Below are 25,513 nucleotides of genomic sequence, written 5' to 3' on the forward strand. Positions count from 1 at the left end.
GCAAATATGGTCAAATCCGGCGGGGAAGAAAACCCCGCGTTCGCGCTTCGTCCCGCAATTCACCGTGGCTGCTGACACAACGGTGGCGGCAGGGGCGGCTGTGTTCGTTTTCTAGCGGCAATAGGGGCCGGTGGAGTCCATCGCCTCCGCCGCGCCGTCCAGCGAAAAGCGCCCGAAGGTCTCATGCGGGCTTCCGTCAGGTGCTGAGTCCGGCAAAAGGTCGAACCGCAGTTCCAGCGTGCCTCCGCTGCGCAGCGCGGCGGCCAGCGGCGGGGAGATCGGCGCAAGGTAGTTCTGCGCCTCGCTGCCTTCGGAAAACAGCACCGTCGTCGCCTCCGCTCCGGCGGCGGCCAGCGGAAAGGCCTCGCCGTCGACCAAGGCTACCACCTTGCCGGGCTGGTACTGGAATTCGCTGGTCTCGCCCGTGTCGGCGTGGAAGATCGGCCCGTCGTTGGCGGCGTAGATTTCCAGCTTCATCTCGTCGGCGCATTGCACCGCCAGCGCCACCATCGTCGAGTTCGTCTCCATAACTCGCGTGAAGGCGGTGTCGCTGACCGTTTCCCAATCACTTGCGAAGGCGGCGCTGGCGAAGGCAGCGGTTGCGGTCAGGCTCGCGGCAAGGGCCAGGGCGGGAAGGCGAAGATGTTGCATGGCCGGCATATCCGTGAAACGCATGGGACTCAGACACGCTTGCGGGCGTGAAGCCACCTCTGCAATTGACGATAGTGTGAAGCGCGAATGCGATTTCTTTGCGACGCGGTAATTTTGGCGGAAAAGAAAAGACATGAAACCAATCGGCGCACTTCCGCTTGATGAGATTTCCCGCGCGCTCGCCGCCGCCGGGCTGGCCGGGCGTCTCGGGGCGGATGCCATCGCGCCGCTGTCCGGGCTGACCAATCGGGTGTTCCGTGTGGATTTTTCCGGGGGCGAGGGCGTCGTCGTGCGTCTGCCAAGGCCGGAGACGGCGACGCTGATCGACCGGCGGCGTGAGCTGCATAACGCAATGGAAGCCGAGAGGATCGGCATCGGGGCGGAAATTCTTTACGCCGATCCCGCCGGCGGCGTCATGATCACGAAGCTGGTTCCACATGCGCGGGCGCTTGTCCCCGCTGCGCTCGACCGTGATAGTCTGGAGCAGGTCGGCGCGTCCTTCGCCCGGCTGCACCGCTCCGGTGCGGCGTTCCAGGGGTTGCTCGATCCCTTCGCCCTGATCTCGGATGCGGTGGGACGCCTTCCCGATATCGGGTCCGCCTGGCACGATCTGACGGCGGATGCGATGGCGCTCCGGGATGGCGATGTGACGCTAGGGGAGGATTTGGCGCCCTGCCACTGCGATCCGGTTCCCGACAACATCCTCGAAAGCCGGCCAGATAGCCATGAGGGAATTGAAAACACCCCATTTGGCACCTTTTCCGGCGCTTCCGGAATTTTCCTCATCGACTGGGAATATTCCGCCATGGCCGATCCCGCCTGGGATCTCGCCTATTTCGCGCTGGAGGCGGAACTCTTCGAAAAATCACTGCTTCGCCTGCTCGAAGGCTATGGCGGCGGCGCGGGGATCGGGAAAAGGGTAGCGCGGATGAAGCCCGTCTGCGACTGCCTCTCCGGCCTTTGGGCTCTTGAGCAAGCCCGTGCCGGAAATGCCGCTACGGATTTTGGGGTTTACGCGGCCAGGCGGTTCGATCGCGCAAAGCAGGCATTGACGGACCTCAACGGGTGATTTCCTGCGCCTCGCACATGGCATAGGCGTCTCGCATCTCTGTCGTCAGCGTGTCGTCCTGCGGGTTCGCAATCAGCCCGGCCCATGTGCCTTCGTCCTTCATCGTATTGAGGGTGCAGCGGCAAATCTGCCTGCACTCCTCACCGCCATGCGAAATCGAGCAGGACATCCGGCAATTGTCGGTGAATTCGATTTCCGCCGGTGAAGTGGTCAGCCCTAGCGTGATCGCGGTCCAGACGAGGCCGTAGAGTATGGGTTGATGTAGCAGATAGACGGCGAGCGAATGCCGCCCGGCAAAGGCGAAGCCTCGCCACACAGCATTATTCGCCTGCCGGCGTGAGAGAAAGCCGAACAGTCCGAACGATGCTCCGATCCTGGCGAGTATTATACCAGCCAGCACGAACCCGAACCACGGAACCATCGGAACGAAGTCGACGGCCGGAGGCGGGGCGGTGGCAAGTCCCGTCCAGATCAGGGCTGGGTGGTTGAAAAGGTCCGACCGGGCCCAGAACGGCATGGAGAAAACGAAGGCAGCGGCAAGTACGGAGGCCGAGATCGGCAGCCTTAAGAATGGCAGTGCAAGCAGGCTGGAAAGCGCGATGCAATGCAGGATGCCGAAGCGGACGAACTGATCGCCGAGCGCGTACCATGTCCCGGCCGTGACGGCGGCCGCCGCAAGCGCGATCCTGGCGAAACGGATGAAAATCGCCTTCCAGCGGAAGGACTTGGGGTGCGCCAGCACGAGGCTAACGCCAACAAGGAAGATGAAGCTTGCGGCGATCGTGACGGCAAATGTCCGCCATCCGGCGCCCCGCGCCACATCCCAGTCGACAAGGCGGAACCAGAACAGGTCCCAGGACAGGTGGTACACCGCCATGGCGAGCAGGGCGAGCCCGCGTGCGATATCGACCGCGTCTATCCGCTTTTTCGGCAAGATGGCGGAACTGCGGGCGTTGGTGTCGGTGGTCTGGTCCATAGGCTCATGATTGCCGGTCGCGGGGCGCGCGCCAAGGCATGTTCAAGGGGGTGGTTCGCTTTTTCAGGACACTCCAGCCTAAAAGCGGCACGATCTGGACGGGGATGATCGACAGGAAGATTAAACCACAGCCCGCCATGCCGGGGAGGAAAAGCCGCCCAACCAATGGGACTGCACAGGTAACAGCGTATGGCGTCGGTCCGGAGGCGGGAAGAATTGCAGCATCGCCGGCTGGTGTCGAGCGGCTGGAGGTCGCAGCGTGAGCGACCTGAATGGCAAGCCTGTTCCGGCGACCGACGTATTTCGAAGGGCGGAATCCCACCCTTATTGCGGTGGTTCAGGTTGTAGTGAAGTCCGGAGCGTTAAGGAAAGCCGATGAAGAGGATGAAGACGACTATCGAAGCCAGAAACGTCGCCTTGAAGGCGAGCGGCCAGGGGGAAGGCTTGATGACGGTGAACATGTCCTGCTCGGTCCGGTCCGCAAGGCTCATGACTGTCTCCTGGAAGACTTGAGGAAGCCGAACGATTAGGAAATATGGTTACCAATTCGTAAATATCGCTCACGACACACTCACGCCTTATCCCGACATTTTGAGCGTCAGAAACAGGTTTTTCGTGATTTTTCCGTGGGTTGTTGCGCAAATGACACGTAATTCGCGATCAAAAGAAGCCGTCGCGACGATGTGCCGCAACGGCACGAACCGTTAAGACTTTCGATCGGTGATTCGCCACTGTCACAGGTCGAGTGTATCGAGCCCCGCTTCGAGATAGTCGGCCAGCAGCGGCATCCCTAAAAGGTACTTCGCGGTTGGCCCGACCGCCCGTTCGCGGGCGTCCGCGATCGCCTGTTCGAAATCGCCCGCTTCGTAGTCGCCGCGTCCGACCCAGCAGATGGCGACGAGTTCGGCCGCTTCGTCGACGTTGAGATCCTCGATCAGCTCGCGCAGCTCTTCTTCGGAGAGATCTTCGCTTTCCTCTTCCGCAAGCCCGTCATGGGCATGGGTGTCGCTCAGCGAATCGCTGTCGAATTCGATCTCGCCGTCGTGTCCGTCCTCCAGGCTTTCGTCCACGCCGGAATAGGCGCCGCGCGCCTTGTTGATCAACATGCGCACCGTTTCCGGTGAAATGGACAGATCGACCGCCATGGCCCCACTCCTCATTCGAGACAACGATCATCTCGTATCGATGAAATTTGCGCAATCGCCAGTATGCTCCGGCGACAACGCTTCGCCGGAACGTGCATAAGCGAAAGAGGGCGTGGAGCCTTGATCGAGCGCAAGCGCCGGGTTGGCCGGGCCGTTATCCCCAGAACCTTTATTCGGCGATCGGACCGGCGGCCGCTCAGAGCCTTGAAGGGGTGCTACTGGAGGAAACTCAGGCGCTGATAGTCGAGCTGGGCGCTGGCGGGGCCGGAAGCCTGCTTGCGCGCAGCGTCGCGGATTACCGGATGACGGCGCTGGGATTTCTCGACCGGCTCCGATTGCGCCTCGGCCCTGGGCGCTGTCGAGGGAGCGGATGGCACTTCCTCGGAGTTCGAGACGGCCTTGCCGGCCGGTGCCTGCGCATCCGGCTGGGCGCTGCCGGTCGCGCTGGCGCCGCCCGCGCCTGACAGTGGTTTGCCGAACACTGCGATTGCGAGCGCAAGACCAAGGCCAAGCGCGATTGCAATGGAAAGGTGGCGGGCCGTTCGCATGCCGTCCGCGCCCGCCTGAATTTCGTTTCGGTGTGTCTGCGATTCCATGGTGTCTTGCGATGCTGTTTCAGCGAAAGCGATCCTGGCTGCGGCGGGCCGCCGTGCGCAGGTTTTTCGTCAGATGGCGGGCCAGCACGGCGCTCAGGGTCAACATTGCCGAAAAGGCGATGCTGATAACGCCGATGGCCCAGTCTTCGCCAAGGCTCAGCGGCCCCGCGCGGGCGCTTGATGCCAACAGGGCCGGCGGTAGCGCGGCGGCGAGGGCGAAAGCGGAATAGCGCAATATGGCGCTAACTCTCTGCAATGTGCTTCGACTGCGTTTTTCAACCATCACCGCTACTCCCCACTGATCGGCACTGGCTTCCAAGCGGCGCACACTCGCTCCCGAAAAGGACGGTTCGATGCCCGCAATCGGGCGGAGGCGGTGTCATTTCATGGAGAGTTTGTGGCGATCTCACGCAACGGAGACTTCTCTGAAAGCGCGTGACGAAGGAAAAATGCAACCGATGCTCTTTACCGGTTTTTCATCGCTTCCATGCACTGTGAAGACAAAATCGCCCGAACTGGAGAAGGTTGGGAAGCGTCTTGCAAAACCGGCGACAGGGAACTCTCGCCACCGTTTCCGGACCCTTCCAGACCGAATTTCCTGGTGGCCTTCGAGTTAGCGGTAGACCCATGGAAGCTTTGGAACGCGCAGCCGAACCGGAAACGAAAGAAACGCAGGCGAAGCCCGCCGAAGCCGGGAAAGCGGAGGCTGAGGGTACGCCTGCGATCAGCCTTGCGGGGCTTACTTTCTTCGTGGTGGACGCCGTTGCGAAACAGCTCATCTGGATGGAGCCGGAAGGGCTCGACTTCGCGGGCGAGGCGGGCCTGAAGGAAGCTCCTCTTTCCAGCGCCCTGCGCCGGCTTTCGCAAGGCGACCAGAAGCAGGTGCTATCTCTTATCCAGCGCGCCATGCACAAGGGCAAGGCGGGTCCGATCGACCTCGGCGGCGACGACATAGGTCACGGCCTGTCGCTTTCCGCCCGCCGTTATGAAACGTCTGGCGGCGGCGCGTTGGTGATCGCCGCTGCCGATGGCGACGGTATTGCGGAAACGGGCGGCGCGGCCGTGCGTGGCGTCGCCCCGCTCATTCGCCACCTGGTGGAAGGCAGCTCCAAGTCGGTGCTGGTGGTCGACAGTTTTGGTTACGTGCGCTACGCCAACGATCATTTCTTCCGTATGTTCCAGATCGCCGATCCGCAGTTCTGCATCGGCCGAAACATCGCCCACATTCCGAACCGCCTCGGCAAGACGTTGCCCCCGCTGATCCTGACCGGTCTTGCCCGCAGGGCGCCGGAGCATGCCGCACGCCGGTTCTTGCTGCCGAGCGGAGATGCGGTTTCGCTGAGCTTTTCGCTGGTGCCCTTCCGCGTTTCCGCCGGTCTGGGAGGGGCAGTCTTCACCGCCGAGCGCCAGCTTGCCGACGGCGTCGATTTCCAGCGCGTCATGGACCTTCTTTCAACCAGCGTCCTTGTCGTCGATGTCAAGACGCGCATGATGATTGCGGCAAACGAAACCGCGCGCCGCTCCTTCGCAATGTCCCGGCAGATGATGGAATCGGCGCCGATCACCGAGACCCTGCTGCATCCGAAGACGTTCAAGTCCCTGATCGATCATGCCCAGCAGGGCAGCCAGTCGCCAGTGCAGGCAACCATCAGCGGTTTCGACGGTGTCACGCGCGCCAAGCGGCTCAAGGCCACGCTTATGCATCAGGACGAGAGCATCTATCTCGTCATCGAAAGCAAGCACTAGAGCATATCCCGCTTTCGTGGAAAGCGCTCTAGGTGTTCGATCCCGTGGTTTGATGGTGCGCTCTCTTCATCCGAATTGAGGGATGCACTGTGGGACAGGTTCTTCACGGGAGCGCCTCTGAGCCTGTCCGTGGGCGGGCGTAGCCCGACCCGGGGGACAGAGGCGATCGGGGGGGGCTAATCCCGCACTGCGCTGCGGAAAGCGGCAGCGAGCGCGGCGATGGCATCGCGCGGGCGGCCGTCCCCGACCCTCGAATGAAGAAGAATCGGCAAGCGCGGCAACTGCGGAAGGCCAAGGCGGGGTCCCACGTCCACCGCCCCGAGCGGCAACATGCGCCGGGCCAATGCGGCAACGCCAAGTCTGGCCATGACGGCGGCGGAGACCGCCGTAACGCCTCCGCCTACGAAGACTTCCGTCCATGGCACGCCGGCCTTGTCCAGGAGCTCGCAGGCCATATTACGCACTCCGCAAGGCTCGGGCATCGTGGCAAGCGGCAGAGGCTCGCCAGCGCGCTGCTGCCAGTCGGGTGCCGCGAACCAGCCGAAACTTTCTTCCTTCAGGACTTCTCCGTCATCTCGCCCCGCATGCTGGCGAACCATCACCACGTCGAGTTCGCGTTGGTCGTAGCTTTGAAGCAGGGCGCTCGAAGTTCCTAGCCGGATTTCGATGACCAGTTGCGGATCCTGGGCGTTCATTCGCGCGATCAATGCGGGCAGTTCCGGCCCCGCGACATGGTCGCTTATGCCGATTGCAAGCCTTTGCCGGGTTGCGTCGAAAGCCGCGAACGCACGATCTTGCGCCTCCAGCAGTTCGCGGGCGTGATCGAGGAACACCGCGCCCTGTGCCGAAAGCTGCACGCGCCGGGGCGTACGCTCGACAAGCCGGCATCCGAGCCTTTCTTCAAGCCGCTTGAGCTTAAGGCTGATCGCCGACTGCGTCGTTCGCGCGGTTTCGGCGGCGCGTGTGAAGCTGCCCAACTCGGCGATACGTACGAATGCCTGCACCGCGTCGAGGTCAAGGGGGCGTTCTGTCATTTACATTTCCAATGTCTAAAATTCCCATCCATTGCATATCAAAATAAATGGGCCGATCCTAATGTAAAGCGACGACAAAACGGAAAGACCCGCGCCACCGATAGTATCGTGTTGCGCGAGGCATACATCCACTTGAACACCTTGAAAACGCGGGAGGGGGACAATGCCCAAACCAGTTATTATCACCTGCGCCGTCACCGGCTCCATTCACACCCCGTCCATGTCGCCGCATCTGCCCGTCACGGCGGCGGAGATCGCGGAAGCCGCGATTGAGGCGGCGGAAGCAGGAGCCGCGATCGTGCATCTTCATGCCCGCGATCCGAAGGATGGCCGGCCGCTGCAGCACCCCGACGCTTTCCTGCCGTTCCTGCGGGTCATCAAGCAGCGGTCGGATTGCGTGGTCAATATCACTACTGGCGGCGCCGCGACGATGACGATCGAGGAGCGGCTGGAGCCCGCATCGAGGTTCAAGCCGGAAGTCGCCTCGCTCAACATGGGGTCGATGAATTTCGGGCTTTATCCGATGCTCGGCCGCTTCAAGGATCTTAAATACGAATGGGAACGTGAGTATCTGGAAGGCTCTCGCGACCGGGTCTTCAAGAACACATTCGCCGATATCGAAATGATACTGACGAAATGCGCGGAAAACGGCACCAGGTTCGAGGTCGAATGTTATGATATCGGCCACCTTTACACGCTGGCGCACTTCGCCGACCGCGGGGTCATCAAGCCGCCGTTCTTCGTGCAAAGCGTCTTCGGGATCCTCGGTGGTATCGGCGGCCATCCGGAAGACGTGATGATGATGAAGCGAACGGCAGACCGTCTCTTCGGCGAGGATTATCACTGGTCGGTGCTTGGCGCGGGCCGCAATCAACTGCCGATAGCCGCACAGGCGGCCGCACTGGGCGGCAATGTGCGCGTCGGGCTTGAGGATTCGCTTTGGGCCGGACCGGGCAAGCTCGCGACAAGCAGCGCGGAGCAGGTTCGCAAGGTGCGCCAGATCATCGAAGGGCTCGGCCTTTCCATCGCCACACCTGAGGATGCGCGAGCCACGCTGGAATTGAAGGGCGCTGATGCAGTGGCGTTTTGAACTTCAGGCGCCATCCCCTTAGCGGCGGTGGATCCGGGATCAGGCTCCACCGCCTCTTGGACGGCCTAATTCATTTACGATTATAATCTCTGATATCGCCATTCATTGGATATCAATATGACAGGGCGGCATCTAAGGTTCCTGCTCCAAAGAACGAAAGGACACAAGATGCCGCTCTTGCACATATCGATGCGCTCCGGAAAGTCGGAAGCCTACAAGCAGGCGATTTTCGACGGCCTCTATCAGGCCATGCGCGAGACGTTCAGCGTGCCCGAAGATGATCAGTTCATGGCCATCACAGAGCATGACGCCTCTAACTTTCGCGCCAGCAAGACCTATTACGATATCGCCCGCAGCGATGACGTGATCTTTGTTCAGATCAGCGCGATGAACTCACGCACGGCAGAGCAGAAGAAGGCGCTTTACAAGCGGATCGTGGAACTGCTCGGCGAAAACCCCGGCATCCGCAAGGAAGATGTCTTCATCAACCTCATCGAGGGCGTGAAGGAGAACTGGTCCCTCGGTCAGGGACTTGCGCAATACGCGTGAGGTGAGGCCGCGCTGGTCTTCAGCACGGGAAATGCGGCTGCGAGCTCCAGTTGAGGCATTCATACGGGGTGTTGCAGCCGACCCGCTCCATAGCGCATCATGTAGCCCCGCCGCAGGCATGATGTGCGCTCGTGTTTTTCAAGTTCGAGCTGCCAATATTCTGGAACTAGCGCCAATTCCCGGTTCTCGCGGCTTAACCCCTTGCGTGCCTATCCGAGTGGGACTACGGTCCGCCCGCCTCACTTCATTGGACTGGCCTCAAGGAGGGCAAAATGGGCTTTATCGCCGACGCGCTTGCACGTGTGAAACCATCAGCGACCATTGCGGTCACGAACAAGGCGCGCGAGCTGAAAGCCGCCGGCCGCGACGTCATCGGCCTTGGCGCGGGCGAGCCGGATTTCGACACGCCGGAGAACATCAAGCAGGCGGCGATCGCGGCGATCAATGAAGGCAAGACGAAATATACCGCCGTCGACGGCATTCCGGAGCTGAAGGCTGCAATCGCCGCCAAGTTCAAGCGCGAGAACGGCCTCACTTATGAGACGAACCAGATCACGGTTGGCACCGGCGGCAAGCAGGTGCTCTATAACGCGCTGGTCGCAACCGTTAACCCGGGCGACGAGGTGATCATCCCCACACCTTACTGGGTCAGCTATCCGGACATGGTGCTTCTTGCCGGCGGCACGCCCGTCATTGTCAATGCCGATCCGGAAACCTTCAAGATCACGCCGGAAGCGCTTGAAGCGGCAATCACGCCGAAGTCCAAGTGGATCATCTTCAATTCGCCGTCGAACCCGTCCGGCGCGGCCTACACGCGTGCCGAGCTCAAGGCGCTTTGCGACGTGCTCGTCCGCCACCCGCATGTCTGGGTCATGACCGACGACATGTACGAGCATCTCGTCTACGACGACTTCGAATTCACGACCCCGGCGCAGGTCGAGCCCGCGCTCTACGATCGTACGCTCACCGTCAACGGCGTTTCGAAAGCCTATGCGATGACAGGCTGGCGCATCGGCTATGCCGGCGGCCCTGCGGACCTCATCAAGGCCATGGCCAAGGTGCAGTCCCAGTCGACGTCGAACCCCTGCTCGATCGCCCAATATGCCGCGGTAGAGGCGCTGAACGGAACGCAGGACTTCATCCCGAAGAACAACGAGATCTTCAAGGGACGCCGCGACCTCGTGGTCTCCATGTTGAACCAGGCGAAGGGCCTTGAGTGCCCGGTTCCCGAAGGCGCGTTCTACGTCTTCCCGTCCTGCGCAGGCACGATTGGCAAGACCGCGCCGTCCGGCAAGGTGATCGGCTCGGACGAGGATTTCGTCACCGAACTTCTGGAAAGCGAGGGCGTGGCCGTCGTGCAGGGGTCGGCTTTCGGGCTGGGGCCCAACTTCCGCGTTTCCTACGCAACGTCGACGGAAGCGCTCGAAGAAGCCTGCACCCGCATCCAGCGGTTCTGCGGCAACCTGAAATAATCGACCCGTTCGGCGAACGGATAACTCCCGAGGGCGGCTTCGTGCCGCCCTTGTTTTTTGAAGAGCGCGTTAAAGTTCGCTCCAATCGAAAAGATCTTCAGGAATTCCTGGAAACGGGATTTTCACTTCCGATTGACGCCGGCGGATATGACATATTGTCCGGGAATGAAGATCATTGATTGTAAAATAAAAATATGCGACTGTTGTTTGTAATTATCAAATAGTGGCAATTAAGTCATTGTTTATAAACATGAATATTGGAGGGTGTAATGTCGCGTCTTTCCGGTTTTGTTTTGGCTTTGGTGTTCTTCTGCGTCAGCTCCGTAGCCATGGCGGATGGAGCCTCTCTAACCGCGCTTTCGGTGTGGGAAAATCAGAGGGGGTCCAAGCTGACTATCGAGACAATAGACCCGACCACAGGCGTTTTGACGGGAAACTATATAAACAACGCGGCGGGATATGGATGCATCGGCTCTCCATATCGGGTCGTGGGCTACGTGTATGGAAATTTGATCGGCTGGTCCGTTCGCTGGAGCAATGCCCATGAAGATTGCCAGTCCATCACCTCATGGACAGGGTATTATCAGAACGGGACAATCACCACGCAGTGGGAACTTGTTTACGGGACACAGATCAACGACGGCGCCGATATGTTTACCTCTGTTGCCAAGCGAGAGTTGCAAGGTTTGAAACTGGCACAGTGAAAATTTTCGTCTTGTAAGAACCGGTTGCGTCTCCGTGTGAAACGCAGCCTCATTCACAGGGTGTCGAAGTCGCCCCGCGCGCTTCTCCTTGCGTTTCCTTGGCGTTTATTGCGCCATCCCGGCCTTGTTCATGGGGTCATGACCTTGGGTCTGGATCCATGATCCGTCGGCAATGATATGATGCGACCTGGCCGCGTTTTTTCTTGGAAAACGCGGTTTCATGCTGTCATTCTTCCATCACGTCAGTGGGTTGGGGTGCGTCTATCCGAAATCGGGAGATAAGCCATGCTGCGATTCCTGTTGGTGGTCGTCCTTTCCTGCGCATCGTTTTCGGTGCTTGCCCAAAGCGGTCCGGGCGTGGAGGCCGGCGTCCTCAGGTGCAACGTAAGCAGTGGCGGGTCCTTCATTTTCGGGTCGACGAAGGGCCTTTTGTGCACCTTCAAGCCTGCGGGCAATCGCGCGGAAGAAACCTATACCGGGACGATCAACAAGTTCGGGATCGACATCGGCGAAGTCAAAGCAGCGGAGTTCATCTGGGCGGTTCTCGCCCCTTCCGCGGATCTCGATCCCGGAGCCCTTGAAGGCAATTACGCCGGTGTCTCGGCCGGAGCGACGGTCGGCTACGGGGTTGAGGCGAACGCGCTGATCGGCGGCTTCGACAAGTCGATAGCTCTCAACCCTTTGAGCGTGGCGGGCACGCAGGGGCTCGACATTCAGGCTGGCGTCGCCTCTCTTTCGCTGAAAGCCGGGAAGTAAATTCTACCGGTTTCTCTTACGCCTTTTCGCGCTGCGGCAATGGTTTTCCTTGCGTTCGCGGGTGGATCGGCGCGACCATGAACGACCGCCCGCGCACTGGCGGACGGCGGCGCGGATTACGCTACGCCGAATGCGGCGTGATGCTCTTCGCGCCGGCCCTGGACGGCCGGGAAAGGCTTTGGCCGCCCGAGGGCTTGATCCGGAGCGCTTCCGCCCGGCCCTGGGTCCGGTCGCGCGCTCCGCGGTCCGGCTGCGTCCGCGGTCTGGCCAAACCAACGGAGGCGACACCATGGGAGAAGACCGTAAAGGGGGACAGACCGGCGGCAGACGAGAGGGGCCCCGGTGCATTGCGATAATCGGGCCGTTTGCCAGTGGCAAGACCACGCTGCTCGAAGCCATCCTCGCCCGCACGGGGGCCATACACAGACAGGGAACGATTTCCGACGGGAATACCGTTGGCGACGGCGCGCCGGAAGCGCGAGATCATTCCATGAGCGTCGAGGTCAATGTGGCCGAGACGGACTATTTGGGGGATACCTATACGTTTCTAGATTGTCCCGGTTCGGTCGAGTTCCTGAGCGAAGCGGATGGCGTGCTGGCAGGCGTCGACATGGCGATCGTCGTGGCCGAGGCCGACGAGAAAAAAGTCCCCGCCCTTCAGGTTCTCTTGAAGAAGCTTGAGGATCACGGCATTCCCAGGGTGCTTTTCCTGAACAAGATCGACAAGACGACGATGCGCGTGCGCGACGCCCTGGAGCTTCTTCAGCCGGCCTCGAGCGTGCCGATGGTATTGCGTCAGATCCCGATCTGGAAAGACGGAATAGCGATCGGCTTCATCGATCTCGCGCTGGAACGCGCCTTCGTCTACCGCGAACACGCGGAAAGCCTCGTCATCGATATGCCGGACGACGAGCAGGTGCGCGAGGTGGAAGCCCGCTTCGAAATGCTGGAGAAACTTGCGGACCACGACGACGTTCTCATGGAAGCGCTTCTTGAGGATATCGCTCCCGGCAAAGAGAGGGTATTCGGCGATCTCGTCGACGAGTTGCGCCAGGGCATCATCTGTCCGGTCTTCATCGGCTCCGCCGAACACGGTAATGGCATCCAGCGTTTGATGAAGGCGATACGCCACGAAGCGCCCGACATCGAGATCACGCGGCAGCGGATCGGCCTCGACGCGAATGCGGATACGACGATCCAGGTGCTCAAGACGCTGAACACGCTGCATGCCGGCAAGCTTTCGGTCGCGCGCGTGCTGACAGGCTCGGTCGGCGATAGTGATATACTGCATCGTCACGACGGATCGGAGTCCAAAGTTTCCGGCCTCTTCAAGCTGATGGGACAGCAGGCGACCAAGCGAGACCGCGCAGGCGTCGGGGAAACCGTCGGCCTGGGCAAGCTCGACAAGGTGCAGACAGGCGAAACGCTCGGCGGTTCCGCCCCGGCCGAGCAGCTTTACACGCTCGATCCGCCGCCGCCGGTGCTTGCTCTGGCGGTTGCGCCGAAGGAGAGGCGCGACGAGGTGAAACTGTCCTCCGCACTTGCCAAGATCGCGGAGGAGGACAGGGGCCTCGTCGTAAGCCACACTCAGGATACGGCCGAGACGATCGTCGAAGGGCAGGGCGAGATGCATCTTCGCGTCGCGCTGGAGCGCCTTGCCGGCAAGTACGGGCTGGAGGTGGAAAAGCAGCCGGCCATCGTTCCCTACCGCGAAACGATCCGTGGCAGCACGACGGTGCGAGGGCGGCACAAGAAGCAGTCCGGCGGCCACGGCCAGTTCGGCGATGCCGTTCTGGAAATCCGCCCGCTGGAGCGCGGCGCGGGATTTGCCTTCGATGACCGCATTACCGGTGGCGTCGTGCCGAAGCAGTATATCCCCGCCGTCGGCGAAGGCGTGAAGGAAGCGCTCCATCACGGGCCGCTTGGCTTTCCCGTGGTCGATGTCGGCGTGACGCTTACCGATGGATCGTATCACTCGGTGGACTCCTCCGATCAGGCGTTCCGGATGGCGGCCATCCTGGGCATGCGCGAAGGTCTGCCGCAATGCAATCCCGTGCTGCTGGAGCCGATCTACCAGGTGTCGATCTTCTGCCCCAACGATGCCACGGCGAAGGTCAACGCCATCGTGTCGTCGCGCCGCGGTCAGATCCTCGGTTTCGATGCGCGCGACGGCTGGACAGGCTGGGACGAGGTTAAGGCGATGATGCCGGAAGCGGAGATTGGCGAATTGATAGTCGAGCTCCGCTCGGCAACGGCGGGCGTCGCCAGCTACACCAAGCGCTTCGACCATATGGCCGAACTTTCGGGCAAGACGGCCGAAGAGATCTGCAGCCGTTTCGGGCGTAGCCAGGCTGCCTGAGCGGGTTTGGAAAATTCGGATCGACGGCCGGCGGCGGGAGCGCCGCCGGCTTTTCCTGTTCTGGACCTGGCACCGCGCGGCCATACCTATTGCTGAAGAATGAGGTCATGGACGAACGGGAGGCAAGGTTGCGCAACAGCCTTCTCATTGCGGCCTGCACCATTGCAGGCGCCTGTGCCAATACGGTCGGTGCCGAGGACATCCACAACGCGGGATCGGCCACCTTCAGCGTCACGCGCATGACGCAGGCACTCGACCACCCCTGGGGGTTCGATTTTCTGCCGGACGGGGCCGTTCTCGTGAACGAGCGCGATGGCCGGATGCTGTATTTCCCGCCGGACCTCCAGCAAGCGGCTCCGGTCAAGGGCGTCCCGGAGGTCAGGGCGTCCGGGCAGGGCGGCCTGCTCGACCTGGTGGTCGCACCCGATTTTGGGTCCTCGGGGCGCATCTATTTCACTTTCTCGGAGCCTGGGTCCGGCGGTGCGGGAACGGCGGCGGCAAGTGCCGAGTTCATTCGCGATGGCGCAGGTCCGCGCCTTGAGAATGTGCGCGTCATCATGCGCATGGACAAAAAGACGGGAGCCGGGCGCCATTTCGGTTCGCGCGTCGTGCCCGCGCGTGATGGCACTGTCTATGTCACGACCGGCGACAGGGGCGAGAGCGAGCGGGCGCAGGATCCGTTTGACCATGCGGGCTCGGTCCTGAGGGTGAATGCCGATGGATCGATCCCGGCGGATAATCCGTTTGCGGACGGAAAAGAGGGATTGCCCGAGCTCTGGTCGATGGGCCACCGAAATATTCAGGGCGCGGCCCTTCAGCCGGAAACAGGCGAATTATGGACTGTCGAGCACGGCGCGCGCGGCGGTGACGAGATCAATCGCCCTCAGGCTGGCCTGAACTACGGCTGGCCCGTGATTTCCTACGGCAGGCATTACTCGGGCGGGAAAATCGGGGTCGGAACCGAAGCAGATGGCTACGAGCAGCCGGTGCACTATTGGGATCCGTCGATCGCCCCGTCCGGAATGGCGTTTTACGCCGGCGAAGCGGTGCCTGAATGGACGGGCGACATGTTCGTCGGTGCGCTCAAGGACCAGTTGATCGCCCGCCTCCAGATCGAGGGCGGAAAAGTCGTCGGCGAGGAGCACCTTATCGAAGGCGACTACGGGCGGATCCGTACGATCAGGAACGGGCCGGGCGGTACGCTCTGGTTTTCGACGGATGAGTCCGATGGCGCTCTTTATCGCATTGGTGCTGCGCCCTGAGGCTGTTTCTCCCGTTTTGTTCAACTGAGCTTGATTTGAGGCTCGCCGTGACGCGCGTTACCTATCTATCAAAGGGCAGGCTCGCTGGCGTCTGTCCGCAACGTGACATACGGGCGGTAGACGGCCGGAAAAGAGTCAAGCTGGAGGGAATGATGCACATCCTGCGCAAAAGAAGCTGGGAAATTCCGGAATCCCAGGCAACACCGGAAGAGGTGTTCTTGAACCGCCGTTCGGTGCTTGCCGGCCTTGCCGGCGCGGGCGCACTTGTCGCCGGCGGCGTGGGGCTGCCGCGGGCGGCGTTCGCGGAAGCGGATCCGAGCGCGCATCTTTACCCCGCGAAACGCAACGAAGCCTATACGGTCGACCGTGAGCTTACGCCGGAAGACGTCGCGTCGAAGTTCAATAATTTCTATGAGTTCGGCTCGCACAAGCAGATCTCCCGCGCCGCGCAGGCGCTTCAGATCCGCCCTTGGGATATCCTTATCGACGGAATGGTCGACAACCCTCAGACGATCGCCATCGACGACCTTCTGAAAAAGGTTACGCTGGAGGAGCGTCTTTATCGTTTCCGTTGCGTTGAAGCGTGGTCGATGACGGTGCCGTGGTCGGGCTTTCCGCTTGCCGATCTCGTCAAGCTGGCCTCGCCGAAAGCCGGTGCCAAATACATCCGTTTCGAGACGTTCAACGATCCGGACCTCGCCAGCGGTCAGCGTGCCAACTGGTATCCCTGGCCCTATGTCGAGGGTGTGACCATGGAAGAGGCGACCAATGAGCTCGCCTTCATGGTTACAGGCGTGTATGGCAAGTCGCTGCCCAAGCAGCACGGCGCGCCCATTCGCCTTATGCTTCCCTGGAAATACGGCTTCAAATCCATCAAGTCGATTGTGAAGATGACCTTCACCGACGAGCGCCCGGTGAGCTTTTGGGAAGAGATCCAGGGCTCGGAATACGGTTTCTGGGCGAATGTGAACCCGGAAGTGCCGCACAGGCGCTGGAGCCAGGCTCGCGAAACGGTGCTCCACACTGGCGAGAAGGTGCCCACGCTTCTGTTCAACGGTTACACGGAGCAGGTGGCCCACCTCTACAAGGGCCTCGAGGGCGAGCAGCTCTACATGTGAGTTTATTGACAGCTGAACGAATTGGGCCGGTGCATCGCGCGCCGGCCTTTTTTTATGGGCCCATGGCTTGGGGGCAGGGTACTGCCAGGCATTTGCCCATTTTCCGAAGGCTTGAAAGGTCTGCCCATTTCTCGGGCGCATTTGTGTTCGCGATTTTGCAGTGCGGCATAGCCGGTCGTTTCAGGGGGGGCATCATGTTGCATGCGCCCGACATGCTTTCACAGCATGAACGACCGTGCTGACGTCTCGGAAAATGTCGGAAAAGCAGGCAAAAAAAGAGCCGGGCCGCGAGGGCCCGGCAGTCTTGATCATACCGTCTATGACGGTGCAATCACCTTCCAGAGGGGAACAGCTGGCTGCATCAAGACGTCGCTGGGAGGAGGTAGCGACGAAGCAAACCAACAGCAACGCTTATATGCAGTGCACAAGCTGGATAAACAAGAGGCAGTGGTGCATCTCTGATATGCATTTCCGACATGCCTTCACGTGAGTAAAGCGCTCAATAATTGGCTGTGCATAGAAATGCAGCATGCTGCGGATTGCCGCTAAACCTTGGCATGCACGACATGCCACAGGCCACTGACGTGGCCATTCCCTCGCCAATTTTGAGGAGGCGATTGGCTCAGAATGTCCAGCGTTCCGCGTTCGACAGCAGGAAGTCGCGGAAGGCGGCAATGCGTGCCGTGTTCTTGAGCTCGGAAGGATAGACGAAATAGGTATCGAAGGTTGGCACATGCGCGCCGGGCAGGATCGGCATCAGGCCTGAATCCTCTTCGATCAGGTAATCCGGAAGAAGCGCGATGCCCACTCCGCGCTGAACCGCGCGCTTGATGGCAACCACATTGTTGATGCGAAGCACGCACGTCCGCTTTTGTCCCGCCGGCAGGCCAGCGGTTTCCAGCCAGTTCATTTCGCGAAGATAGATCGGCGCCTGCTCGCCGTAGGTGACGATCCTGTGATCGTCCAATTCGTCGATGGACTTTGGCGTTCCGAAGCGCTGGATATAGGAAGGTGCTGCGTAAAGATGGAAATGAACGGTAAAGAGCTTGCGCTGGATCAGGTCCGGCTGGGTGGGCTTGCGCAGGCGGATTGCAACATCCGCCTCGCGCATTCCGAGATCAAGTTCGTCGTCGTCGAAGATCAGGCGAAGCTCGACTTCGGGGTAGAGATCGACAAACTCGTTGAGGCGCGAAGTCAACCACGTCGAGCCGAGGCCGACGGTTGTCGTGACCCGCAGCGTGCCCGACGGCTTCTCCTTGGTGTCCGTCAGCCGCGTCTGCACCGCCTCGAGCTTGAGCAGCACCTCGCGCGCCGTGCGGTAGAGCAGTTCTCCCTGCTCGGTCAGCAGCAGTCCGCGTGCATGGCGATGAAACAGCGGCACGCCAAGGTCTGCCTCCAGCGCGCTCACCTGCCGGCTCACGGCGGACTGGCTCATGTTGAGCGCATCGCCCGCATGGGTGAAGCTTCCCGCCTGCGCTGCCGCGTGAAAGATGCGCAGCTTGTCCCAATCCATAGGCATGACGCGAGTAGCCCCCCTCTGCGAGCTTGCCAGAAGGGCAGGCTATTCCGCCGCTTCCACTTCCGCAACGGATTGTTCGGCAAGGAAGCGCTCCGCCTCAAGGGCCGCCATGCAGCCCATGCCCGCCGCCGTCACCGCCTGGCGGAAGACGTCGTCGGTCACGTCGCCCGCTGCGAAGACGCCCGGAATGGACGTCCTGGTGCTGTCGGCTTCCGTCCAGATGTAGCCATTGTCCTTCAGCTTCACCTGGTCCTTGAAAAGCTCGACCGCGGGTGCGTGGCCGATCGCGACGAAGAAGCCTTCCGCCGAAAGCTCCGAGGTTTCGCCGGTCTTGACGTTCTTCAAGCGCGCGCCGGTCACGGCCTTGGGCATGCCGCCGCCGAGGATTTCCTCGACCACGCTGTCCCAGACGACCTCGATCTTCGGGTTCTTGAAAAGCCGGTCCTGCAGGATGCGTTCGGCACGCAACTCGTCGCGCCGGTGAACGAGCGTGACCTTGGAGGCGAGATTGGCAAGATACAGCGCTTCTTCCACGGCCGTGTTGCCGCCGCCGATCACCAGGACTTCCTTGCCGCGGTAGAAGAAACCGTCGCAGGTCGCGCAGGCCGAGACGCCGGCGCCCTGGAATTCCTGCTCGGAGGGAATGCCAAGCCATCTCGCCTGGGCGCCTGTCGCGATCACAAGCGCGTCGCAAGTGTATGCCGTGCCGCTGTCGCCCTTGAGCGTGAAGGGCCGTTTGGAAAGGTCGGCCTCGAGGATCGTGTCGTAGATGATGTTCGTGCCGACGTTTTCCGCCTGCTTGCGCATCTCTTCCATGAGCCAGGGGCCCTGGATCGGATCGGCAAAGCCTGGATAGTTTTCAACGTCGGTGGTGATCGTCAGCTGGCCGCCTGGTTGAATCCCCGTGACGAGCGCAGGTTCCAGCAAGGCGCGCGCCGCATAGATCGCAGCCGTATCGCCGGCCGGCCCGGACCCCACAATGAGAAGCTTGTGGTGCTGGCTCGCCATGGTCTTCGTCTCCTTAAGGTTCCGTTCTGTCCGCTTCGCCGCGCCGGGCGGCAAATGCGGAGATGATTGCCTGCGCAATCCGCGATGTGGAATTGACCGGCTCGTAGGTAGTGGTTTTCAGCGCGCCCGGAAAGGGGTGAACCACGCCAATCGCGGACATTTCAGAAAGAAAGCGGTTGATTTTTGCATGACCGCCACCTGGATGAAACACATGTACGGGCCGCCCGGTCGCCGCTGCTTCGCCGATCATGTTGGTGGAATCGGCCGTTACGACGATCGCATCCGCATTCGCGAGATACTGGATCAGCGGGTTTTCGCCTTTGCCGTCAAAGAAAAGGTGATGTCCGCCAGCCGCGAGTGCGCGCAGACCTTCGGCAAGCGCTTCCGACGTGCGCCGCGAAGACGTGATCATCAACGATGCGTCGTTATCGGCCCATGTCTTCAGCCCGGCGATGAAACGTTGGATGTCGTCAGGCGAAAACCGGTGGTGGCGGCTGTCGCCTCCCGCAAGCACCGCAACGCGGGGGGAGGGAAGGGCTGCAATATCGGCAAGCGGGGCCTTGCGCGCGTTATCCAGCTTCGTTTTTGAAATCCGGTGCGGGCCCGTGACTGTTACCATCACGTTCGGACCGCGCAGTTCGTCGTGCTTCGCCACCCAGATGAAATCGGCGGCTCGCGTGCCGGTCCTGGGATCTTTCAGGAAAACGGTGAAGGTTCGCCCGCCGCTTGCCTTCCTTATGTGGCGCAAATAGGCGACGGTACGTCGCCCGGACGCGATGACGATATCGGGAAAGGGTGGTGCGAGCGGGCTGCCCGGTCGGTCTGCTCCCTCGCGCGGGTCGATCGGGCCCCGGGGCATGATCCAGGAGTAGGGTTTGCGTGGCGAAACGCGGCGCACTTCGAAGGGCGCGCCAAGCTCTTCGGCAACGCCGATGCACTGCGCCTCGTCCCCCGCCTTGCCGTCGCTCAGCACCCAGACGGAGGCGATGCCGGCACTTGCCGCATCCGGCTGTTCTGTTTTGTTATCTTTCCGATTCATGCGCGGGATTGTTATTCTATTGCACGTTTGCGCAAAAAATCATAATGCCATGACATCCGCCAGTCATTGTGTTGCGCCGATTCCATTCGGGCGTGCGTAATTCGCTGCCGGGAAGCCGGCATGTCCGCCCGGCTGCATGGTGTTTTGTATTGGGAGACCAGAGTGAAAGCCCGGCTCGATGCGATCGATTGGCAGATCCTGAAGGAACTGCAGGAGGACGGCCGCATGACGAACGTCGAGCTTGCTCGCCGTGTCGGCATCTCCGCGCCGCCCTGCCTTCGTCGCGTGCGTGCGCTGGAGGAAATCGGTCTCATCCGTGGCTATCGCACTTTGCTGGACGAGAAGAAACTTGGCTACGACGTTACCGCCTTTGCCATGGTCGGCCTGCATAGCCAGACGGAGGCCGACCTTCTGGCATTCGAAGAGCAGGTGAGCGCCTGGCCGATCGTGCGCGAGAGCTACATGCTGTCGGGCGAGGTCGATTTCCTGCTGAAATGCGTGACGCAGGACTTGCAGACATTCCAGACCTTCATCATCCGCGACCTGACCGCCACCCCGAATGTGGACAGTGTGCGTACGGCCCTCACGATCCGCCGGACCAAGGACGAACCCGTCGTTCCCATCGATCTCGGCTGAGGCCGCGCCCTCCGGCATCCAGCCGCATCTTGCAACGAAAGCGGGCGGCAATTGCCGCCCGCGCTTGTGTCCGGGTTCTGGAACTCTGTGGATCAGCCGAACGCGACGGCGATGATTTCATAGGCGCGTGCGCCGCCCGGCGCCGCCACCTCCACCGAATCGCCGATAGTCTTGCCGATCAGCGCCCGCGCGATCGGCGAGGAAATCGATACCTTGCCCGCTTTCACGTCCGCTTCGACGTCGCCGACGATCATGTATTTCTTTTCCTCGTCGGTGTCCTCGTCGACGAGCGTCACGGTCGCGCCGAACTTGATCGTATCTCCCGACAGTTTGGAGACATCGATGATCTCGGCGCGCCCGAGCTTGTCCTCCAGTTCGGAGATGCGGCCTTCGTTGTGGCTCTGCTGCTCCTTGGCGGCGTGGTACTCGGCGTTTTCGGAAAGGTCGCCATGAGCCCGCGCTTCCGAGATCGCCTGGATGATGCGCGGTCGTTCCACCGACGTGCGCTCCTTCAGCTCCTGCTCCAGCATCGCGTAGCCGGCGGCGGTCATCGGGACTTTTTCCATGGTCTTTGACCTTCAAATTTTGCGCGTTCAAGGCGCATGCACAAACAAAGATAAAACCCGGTCCGGGAATTCCGCCCGAACCGAGGCTCGTACGCTTATTGGCCGAAGCGTGCCTTCGCTCGCCGAACGGCCGGCACAAGGCTACGCTTCTGTTTTCCAAGGTGCCTGACGACCCTTCCGCATCATGCGGCGATGCGGGCCGACCTAGGCGAAGTAGGACTGCAAGGGTCTCACTTCAAGGTTGCCGGACTTATATGCCTCGATACCTTTGGCTGCCGCGATCGCCCCTGCCATCGTGGTATAATAGGGGATCTTGTGCAGCAGCGCGGCTCTGCGAAGAGACCGGCTGTCGGAAAGGGCCTGCGCGCCTTCGGTCGTGTTGAAGACGAGCTGGACATCTCCGTTCTTGATAGCATCAACGATGTGAGGCCGGCCTTCAAGCACCTTGTTGATCTTGGCGCACTGAATTCCGTTTTCCTCAAGAAATCTTTGCGTCCCGCTCGTTGCGATGATGGAGAAACCGGCCGCCTGCAGCCGTTGCGCCGGATCGAGCGCGCGTTCCTTGTCGGCGTCTCGTACGGAAATGAAGACGCGGCCTTCGGTCGGAACCCGGGTTCCGGAACCGATCTGGGACTTCGCGAAGGCGGCCTCGAACGTGCCGTTCAGGCCCATGACCTCGCCGGTGGAGCGCATCTCGGGTCCGAGCACGGTGTCCACGCCGGGGAAGCGGGCAAACGGGAAGACCGCTTCCTTCACCGCTATATGGTCATACGTGGCTTCCGTCAGTCCGAAGGAGGCGAGCTTTTCGCCCGCCATCACGCGGGCCGCGATCTTGGCGATCGGCACCCCGATGGTCTTGGCCACGAAGGGCACCGTTCGCGAGGCGCGTGGATTGACCTCAAGCACGAAGATGTCGCCGTTGAGGATGGCGAACTGGACGTTCATGAGGCCGCCGACCTGTAGGCCTTGCGCCAGCGCCCTGGTCTGACGCTTGAGCTCGTCCAGCACCTCGTCGGACAGGGAATAGGGCGGCAGGGAACAGGCGCTGTCGCCGGAATGGATCCCGGCCTCCTCGATATGCTCCATGATGCCGCAGATGAAGACATCCTCGCCATCCGACAGCGCATCGACGTCAATCTCGATCGCTCCGTCGAGATAGCGATCGAAGAGCAGCGGGTTCTTGCCGAGGACCGTGTTGATCTGTCCGGTCTTGTCGTTGGGGTATTTCGCCCGGACGTCACCTGGAACGAGTTCCGGCAGCGTGCCGAGGAGATAGGAGTTCAAGGCTTCCTGGTCGCGAATGATCTGCATGGCGCGGCCGCCGAGAACGTACGACGGGCGCACGACCGCCGGCAGGCCGAGGTCGGCAACCACAAGCCGGCTTTGTTCCACTGAATAGGCAATGCCGTTGTCCGGCTGCTTCAGATCGAGCTTCCAAAGCAGTTTCTGGAAGCGATCGCGGTCTTCCGCAAGGTCGATCATGTCGGGCGCGGTGCCGAGTATCGGAACGTCCGCTTCCACCAGCGCCTGGGCGAGCTTGAGCGGCGTCTGGCCGCCGAACTGGACGATGACGCCGTGCAGCGTGCCTTTTGTCTGCTCCAGGCGAATGATTTCCAGGACGTCCTCGGCCGTCAGCGGCTCGAAATAGAGCCGGTCCGACGTGTCGTAGTCCGTGGAGACCGTCTCCGGATTGCAGTTGACCATGATCGACTCAAATCCGGCGTCATGCAGCGCGAAGGCGGCGTGACAGCAGCAATAGTCGAACTCGATGCCCTGGCCGATGCGGTTCGGCCCGCCGCCGAGGATGACGACCTTCTTGCGCTCCGAAGGGGCCGCTTCGTCGGCGAGCTTGCCCGCGAAGGGAACCTCGTATGTGGAATACATATAGGCCGTCGGCGAGGCGAATTCGGCCGCGCAGGTATCGATGCGCTTGTAGACGGGGTGCACGTCGAGCGAACGCCTGAGCTTGGCGACATCCGCTTCGTTGACGCCTGCGAGCGTGGCAAGGCGGGCATCGGAAAAGCCCATGGCCTTCAGCCGGCGCAGCGGATCGACCGTTTGCGGCAGGCCGAGCCTGCGCACCTTTTCCTCCGTATCCACGATCGCCTTGATCTGTTCGAGGAACCAGGGGTCGATCTTGCAGGCCTCGTGGATAAGGTCGAGGTCGGCGCCTTCGCGCATCGCCTGGGCAACCTTCAGCAGGCGGTCGGGCGTCGGCGCGCCGAGGGCCGCGCGGATCGCATTCCGGTCGTCGTCGTGGCCAAGGCCCGGGATTTCGATTTCATCGAAACCGGTCATGCCGGTTTCCAGTCCGCGCAGCGCTTTTTGCAGACTTTCGGGAAAGGTGCGGCCAATTGCCATGACTTCGCCGACGGATTTCATGGCCGTGGTCAGCGTGGGTTCGGCACCGGGGAACTTCTCGAAGGCGAAGCGCGGTATCTTGGTAACGATATAGTCGATCGTCGGCTCGAAGGACGCGGGCGTCGCGCCGCCCGTGATGTCGTTTTCAAGTTCGTCGAGCGTGTAGCCGACGGCGAGTTTGGCGGCGACCTTGGCGATCGGAAAGCCGGTCGCCTTGGAAGCCAGCGCCGAGGAGCGGGACACGCGCGGGTTCATTTCGATGACGATCAGCCGCCCGTTTTCCGGATTGACCGCGAACTGGACGTTCGAGCCGCCGGTTTCCACACCGATCTCGCGCAGCACCGCAAGCGATGCGTCGCGCATGATCTGGTATTCCTTGTCCGTCAGCGTCAGCGCAGGAGCGATGGTGATCGAATCGCCGGTGTGAACACCCATCGGATCGATGTTCTCGATGGAGCAGATGATGATGCAATTGTCCGCCTTGTCGCGGACGACCTCCATCTCGTACTCCTTCCAGCCGAGCACGCTTTCTTCCACCAGCACCTCGTTGGTGGGTGATGCGTCGATGCCTCGCTCGATGATGTCGAAATATTCCTCGCGATTGTAGGCGATGCCGCCGCCCGTTCCGCCAAGGGTAAACGACGGGCGGATGATCGCCGGCAGGCCGATCTTTTCCAGCGCCTGCACCGCCTCGACCATGTTGTGCGCCAGGACGGATGTCGGCGTTTCAAGGCCGATCTTGGTCATCGCCTCGCGGAAAAGCTCGCGGTCTTCCGCCTTGTCGATCGCCTCGGCGGTGGCGCCGATCATTTCCACGCCGAATTTTTCAAGCACCCCCATCTTGCGCAGCGACAAGGCGCAGTTGAGCGCCGTCTGCCCGCCCATGGTCGGCAAAAGCGCGTCCGGGCGCTCCTTTTCTATGATCTTCGCGACGATCTCCGGCGTGATCGGCTCGATATAGGTCGCATCCGCCAGCTCGGGATCCGTCATGATCGTCGCCGGGTTCGAGTTGACGAGGATAATTCGGTATCCCTCGTCCTTCAGCGCCTTGCAGGCCTGAGTGCCGGAGTAATCGAACTCGCAGGCCTGACCGATGATGATCGGGCCCGCGCCGATAATGAGAATGGAGGAGATGTCGGTGCGTTTGGGCATCGTTTGCTCGCAAAAACCCGAGCGCAGGTCGCTTTTGGTACCGCGCGGCGGGAGGGGAACTTTTTTTTCGTCGGCTGAGCGGGCCTTATAGGGAAAAAAAGACCTTCGGGAAACCCCGTAAACGGGCGGAGTACTCAGGAATTTTCACCAGCCCAAAGCGAAGATCGTGTGTTTCCCGCGCAAGCAAGAGCCGCGCGCCCCGTCGATTTTAATCGTCCTGCGCCCCTGCGCTGAAGCCGGCACTTGCATTCGGCGCATTAAATCTTCGTCTCGGAACGATGAATCCTTGCGCTTTCGGCGGAACTGTCGGCACTTTGCCGGCCGTGGCCGGACTCGACGTCTGCGGCAAGCGCATCCGACGGCGGTTCGAAGGAAGTTGGCACCGGCGCGGTGCCATCGAAATCGCCAATGCCCTTGGTCAAGGCATAGCAGGCCAGGCGGATCGACTTGGGAATTTCCACGGGACGGCCGTTTCGGTCGCCCTTTTCATAATATTGGATCATCCGCTTTTTCAGCCCAAGCCGCTCCGCCGCGTCCTTCTGTTTAAGCCCAAGCCCCTTCCGCCAGGCGCGGAACTGGTCCGGGCTCATGAGGGGGGCTTCCTTGTCCTTGCGTTCCGTCTTGTTCATTCTTGCGTCTTCGAACAGCGCGCCACTTTCGACTGGATGCGAACGGTATTCGGTTTCCAGTCACCCGAATCTGAAG

25 protein-coding genes are annotated in these 25,513 nt (G+C 61.2%); 12 read left to right on the forward strand and 13 right to left on the reverse strand.

Features of this window, described 5'->3' with window-relative positions; all coding sequences use genetic code 11:
- Positions 1–111 precede the first annotated feature (111 nt).
- Complete coding sequence (locus tag GR183_RS00665) at positions 112–651, reverse strand: hypothetical protein (protein WP_160773661.1); 540 nt, start codon at positions 649–651, stop codon at positions 112–114.
- A 133-nt stretch (positions 652–784) separates the two neighbouring features.
- Between GR183_RS00665 and GR183_RS00670 the strand changes: the two genes are divergently transcribed.
- Positions 785–1,720, forward strand: coding sequence for a choline/ethanolamine kinase family protein (locus GR183_RS00670; protein ID WP_160773662.1), 936 nt, complete (start codon positions 785–787; stop codon positions 1,718–1,720).
- Here GR183_RS00670 and GR183_RS00675 read toward each other — a convergent pair.
- From GR183_RS00675 to GR183_RS00690, 5 genes are all read right to left on the reverse strand, one after another.
- On the reverse strand, positions 1,710–2,696 hold the full coding sequence (locus GR183_RS00675; RefSeq protein WP_160773663.1) for a heparan-alpha-glucosaminide N-acetyltransferase: 987 nt from the start codon (positions 2,694–2,696) through the stop codon (positions 1,710–1,712). The two genes, GR183_RS00670 and GR183_RS00675, sit on opposite strands and share 11 nt — an antisense overlap.
- A gap of 362 nt (positions 2,697–3,058) precedes the next feature.
- On the reverse strand, positions 3,059–3,187 hold the full coding sequence (locus GR183_RS22095) for a hypothetical protein (protein ID WP_260513205.1): 129 nt from the start codon (positions 3,185–3,187) through the stop codon (positions 3,059–3,061).
- 243 nt (positions 3,188–3,430) lie between these two features.
- A complete protein-coding gene (locus GR183_RS00680; protein ID WP_160773664.1) occupies positions 3,431–3,841 on the reverse strand; it encodes a DUF3775 domain-containing protein in 411 nt (136 codons plus the stop codon).
- 215 nt (positions 3,842–4,056) lie between these two features.
- On the reverse strand, positions 4,057–4,437 hold the full coding sequence (locus GR183_RS00685; RefSeq protein WP_160773665.1) for a hypothetical protein: 381 nt from the start codon (positions 4,435–4,437) through the stop codon (positions 4,057–4,059).
- Between the two features lie 19 nt (positions 4,438–4,456).
- On the reverse strand, positions 4,457–4,720 hold the full coding sequence (locus GR183_RS00690; RefSeq protein ID WP_208999713.1) for a hypothetical protein: 264 nt from the start codon (positions 4,718–4,720) through the stop codon (positions 4,457–4,459).
- Between the two features lie 344 nt (positions 4,721–5,064).
- Here GR183_RS00690 and GR183_RS00695 point away from each other — a divergent pair, with 344 nt between their 5' ends.
- Positions 5,065–6,183 (forward strand): PAS domain-containing protein, encoded by a 1,119-nt coding sequence (locus tag GR183_RS00695; RefSeq protein ID WP_160773667.1) that lies wholly within the window; start codon positions 5,065–5,067, stop codon positions 6,181–6,183.
- Between the two features lie 176 nt (positions 6,184–6,359).
- Here GR183_RS00695 and GR183_RS00700 read toward each other — a convergent pair whose 3' ends face one another.
- On the reverse strand, positions 6,360–7,217 hold the full coding sequence (locus GR183_RS00700) for a LysR family transcriptional regulator (protein WP_160773668.1): 858 nt from the start codon (positions 7,215–7,217) through the stop codon (positions 6,360–6,362).
- A 163-nt stretch (positions 7,218–7,380) separates the two neighbouring features.
- Here GR183_RS00700 and kce point away from each other — a divergent pair, with 163 nt between their 5' ends.
- The 9 genes from kce (at position 7,381) to GR183_RS00745 (ending at position 16,989) form a co-directional block, all read left to right on the forward strand.
- Positions 7,381–8,307, forward strand: a complete 927-nt coding sequence (gene kce, locus GR183_RS00705; RefSeq protein WP_160773669.1) for a 3,5-dioxohexanoate:acetyl-CoA acetone transferase — start codon at positions 7,381–7,383, stop codon at positions 8,305–8,307.
- A 168-nt stretch (positions 8,308–8,475) separates the two neighbouring features.
- On the forward strand, positions 8,476–8,856 hold the full coding sequence (locus GR183_RS00710; RefSeq protein ID WP_160773670.1) for a tautomerase family protein: 381 nt from the start codon (positions 8,476–8,478) through the stop codon (positions 8,854–8,856).
- 272 nt (positions 8,857–9,128) lie between these two features.
- The gene (locus tag GR183_RS00715) at positions 9,129–10,328 is read left to right on the forward strand and encodes a pyridoxal phosphate-dependent aminotransferase (RefSeq protein WP_160773671.1); all 1,200 of its coding nucleotides are present in this window, start codon (positions 9,129–9,131) and stop codon (positions 10,326–10,328) included.
- Between the two features lie 269 nt (positions 10,329–10,597).
- A complete protein-coding gene (locus GR183_RS00720; protein ID WP_160773672.1) occupies positions 10,598–11,032 on the forward strand; it encodes an avidin/streptavidin family protein in 435 nt (144 codons plus the stop codon).
- A 285-nt stretch (positions 11,033–11,317) separates the two neighbouring features.
- Positions 11,318–11,788, forward strand: a complete 471-nt coding sequence (locus tag GR183_RS00725) for a DUF992 domain-containing protein (protein ID WP_160773673.1) — start codon at positions 11,318–11,320, stop codon at positions 11,786–11,788.
- 289 nt (positions 11,789–12,077) lie between these two features.
- Positions 12,078–14,147, forward strand: coding sequence for an elongation factor G (locus GR183_RS00730; RefSeq protein ID WP_160773674.1), 2,070 nt, complete (start codon positions 12,078–12,080; stop codon positions 14,145–14,147).
- A gap of 107 nt (positions 14,148–14,254) precedes the next feature.
- Positions 14,255–15,409, forward strand: a complete 1,155-nt coding sequence (locus GR183_RS00735) for a PQQ-dependent sugar dehydrogenase (RefSeq protein ID WP_160773675.1) — start codon at positions 14,255–14,257, stop codon at positions 15,407–15,409.
- Positions 15,410–15,561: 152 nt separating this feature from the next.
- Positions 15,562–16,527 (forward strand): protein-methionine-sulfoxide reductase catalytic subunit MsrP, encoded by a 966-nt coding sequence (gene msrP, locus GR183_RS00740; protein WP_160773676.1) that lies wholly within the window; start codon positions 15,562–15,564, stop codon positions 16,525–16,527.
- A gap of 225 nt (positions 16,528–16,752) precedes the next feature.
- Complete coding sequence (locus GR183_RS00745) at positions 16,753–16,989, forward strand: hypothetical protein (protein ID WP_160773677.1); 237 nt, start codon at positions 16,753–16,755, stop codon at positions 16,987–16,989.
- A 160-nt stretch (positions 16,990–17,149) separates the two neighbouring features.
- On the opposite strand, the gene GR183_RS00750 is transcribed toward GR183_RS00745, so the two are convergent.
- The 3 genes from GR183_RS00750 to GR183_RS00760 are packed head-to-tail and all read right to left on the reverse strand — an operon-like array spanning position 17,150 to position 20,093.
- Positions 17,150–18,040, reverse strand: coding sequence for a LysR family transcriptional regulator (locus tag GR183_RS00750; RefSeq protein WP_244313596.1), 891 nt, complete (start codon positions 18,038–18,040; stop codon positions 17,150–17,152).
- A gap of 48 nt (positions 18,041–18,088) precedes the next feature.
- Positions 18,089–19,054 (reverse strand): thioredoxin-disulfide reductase, encoded by a 966-nt coding sequence (trxB, locus tag GR183_RS00755; RefSeq protein ID WP_160773679.1) that lies wholly within the window; start codon positions 19,052–19,054, stop codon positions 18,089–18,091.
- Positions 19,055–19,067: 13 nt separating this feature from the next.
- Positions 19,068–20,093, reverse strand: a complete 1,026-nt coding sequence (locus GR183_RS00760; RefSeq protein ID WP_160773680.1) for a mitochondrial fission ELM1 family protein — start codon at positions 20,091–20,093, stop codon at positions 19,068–19,070.
- Positions 20,094–20,255: 162 nt separating this feature from the next.
- On the opposite strand from GR183_RS00760, the gene GR183_RS00765 reads away from it, so the two are divergent.
- The gene (locus tag GR183_RS00765; RefSeq protein WP_160773681.1) at positions 20,256–20,729 is read left to right on the forward strand and encodes an Lrp/AsnC family transcriptional regulator; all 474 of its coding nucleotides are present in this window, start codon (positions 20,256–20,258) and stop codon (positions 20,727–20,729) included.
- 92 nt (positions 20,730–20,821) lie between these two features.
- Here the strand turns inward: GR183_RS00765 and greA are convergent, their stop codons facing one another.
- The 3 genes from greA to GR183_RS00780 form a co-directional block, all read right to left on the reverse strand.
- A complete protein-coding gene (gene greA / locus GR183_RS00770; protein WP_160773682.1) occupies positions 20,822–21,295 on the reverse strand; it encodes a transcription elongation factor GreA in 474 nt (157 codons plus the stop codon).
- Between the two features lie 204 nt (positions 21,296–21,499).
- Positions 21,500–24,808, reverse strand: coding sequence for a carbamoyl-phosphate synthase large subunit (gene carB, locus GR183_RS00775; protein ID WP_160773683.1), 3,309 nt, complete (start codon positions 24,806–24,808; stop codon positions 21,500–21,502).
- Positions 24,809–25,065: 257 nt separating this feature from the next.
- Positions 25,066–25,437, reverse strand: a complete 372-nt coding sequence (locus GR183_RS00780) for a helix-turn-helix domain-containing protein (protein ID WP_208999714.1) — start codon at positions 25,435–25,437, stop codon at positions 25,066–25,068.
- Positions 25,438–25,513: the final 76 nt, after the last annotated feature.

It is taken from the genome of Stappia sediminis, from assembly GCF_009826895.1.
In the GTDB taxonomy this organism is placed as follows: domain Bacteria; phylum Pseudomonadota; class Alphaproteobacteria; order Rhizobiales; family Stappiaceae; genus Hongsoonwoonella; species Hongsoonwoonella sediminis.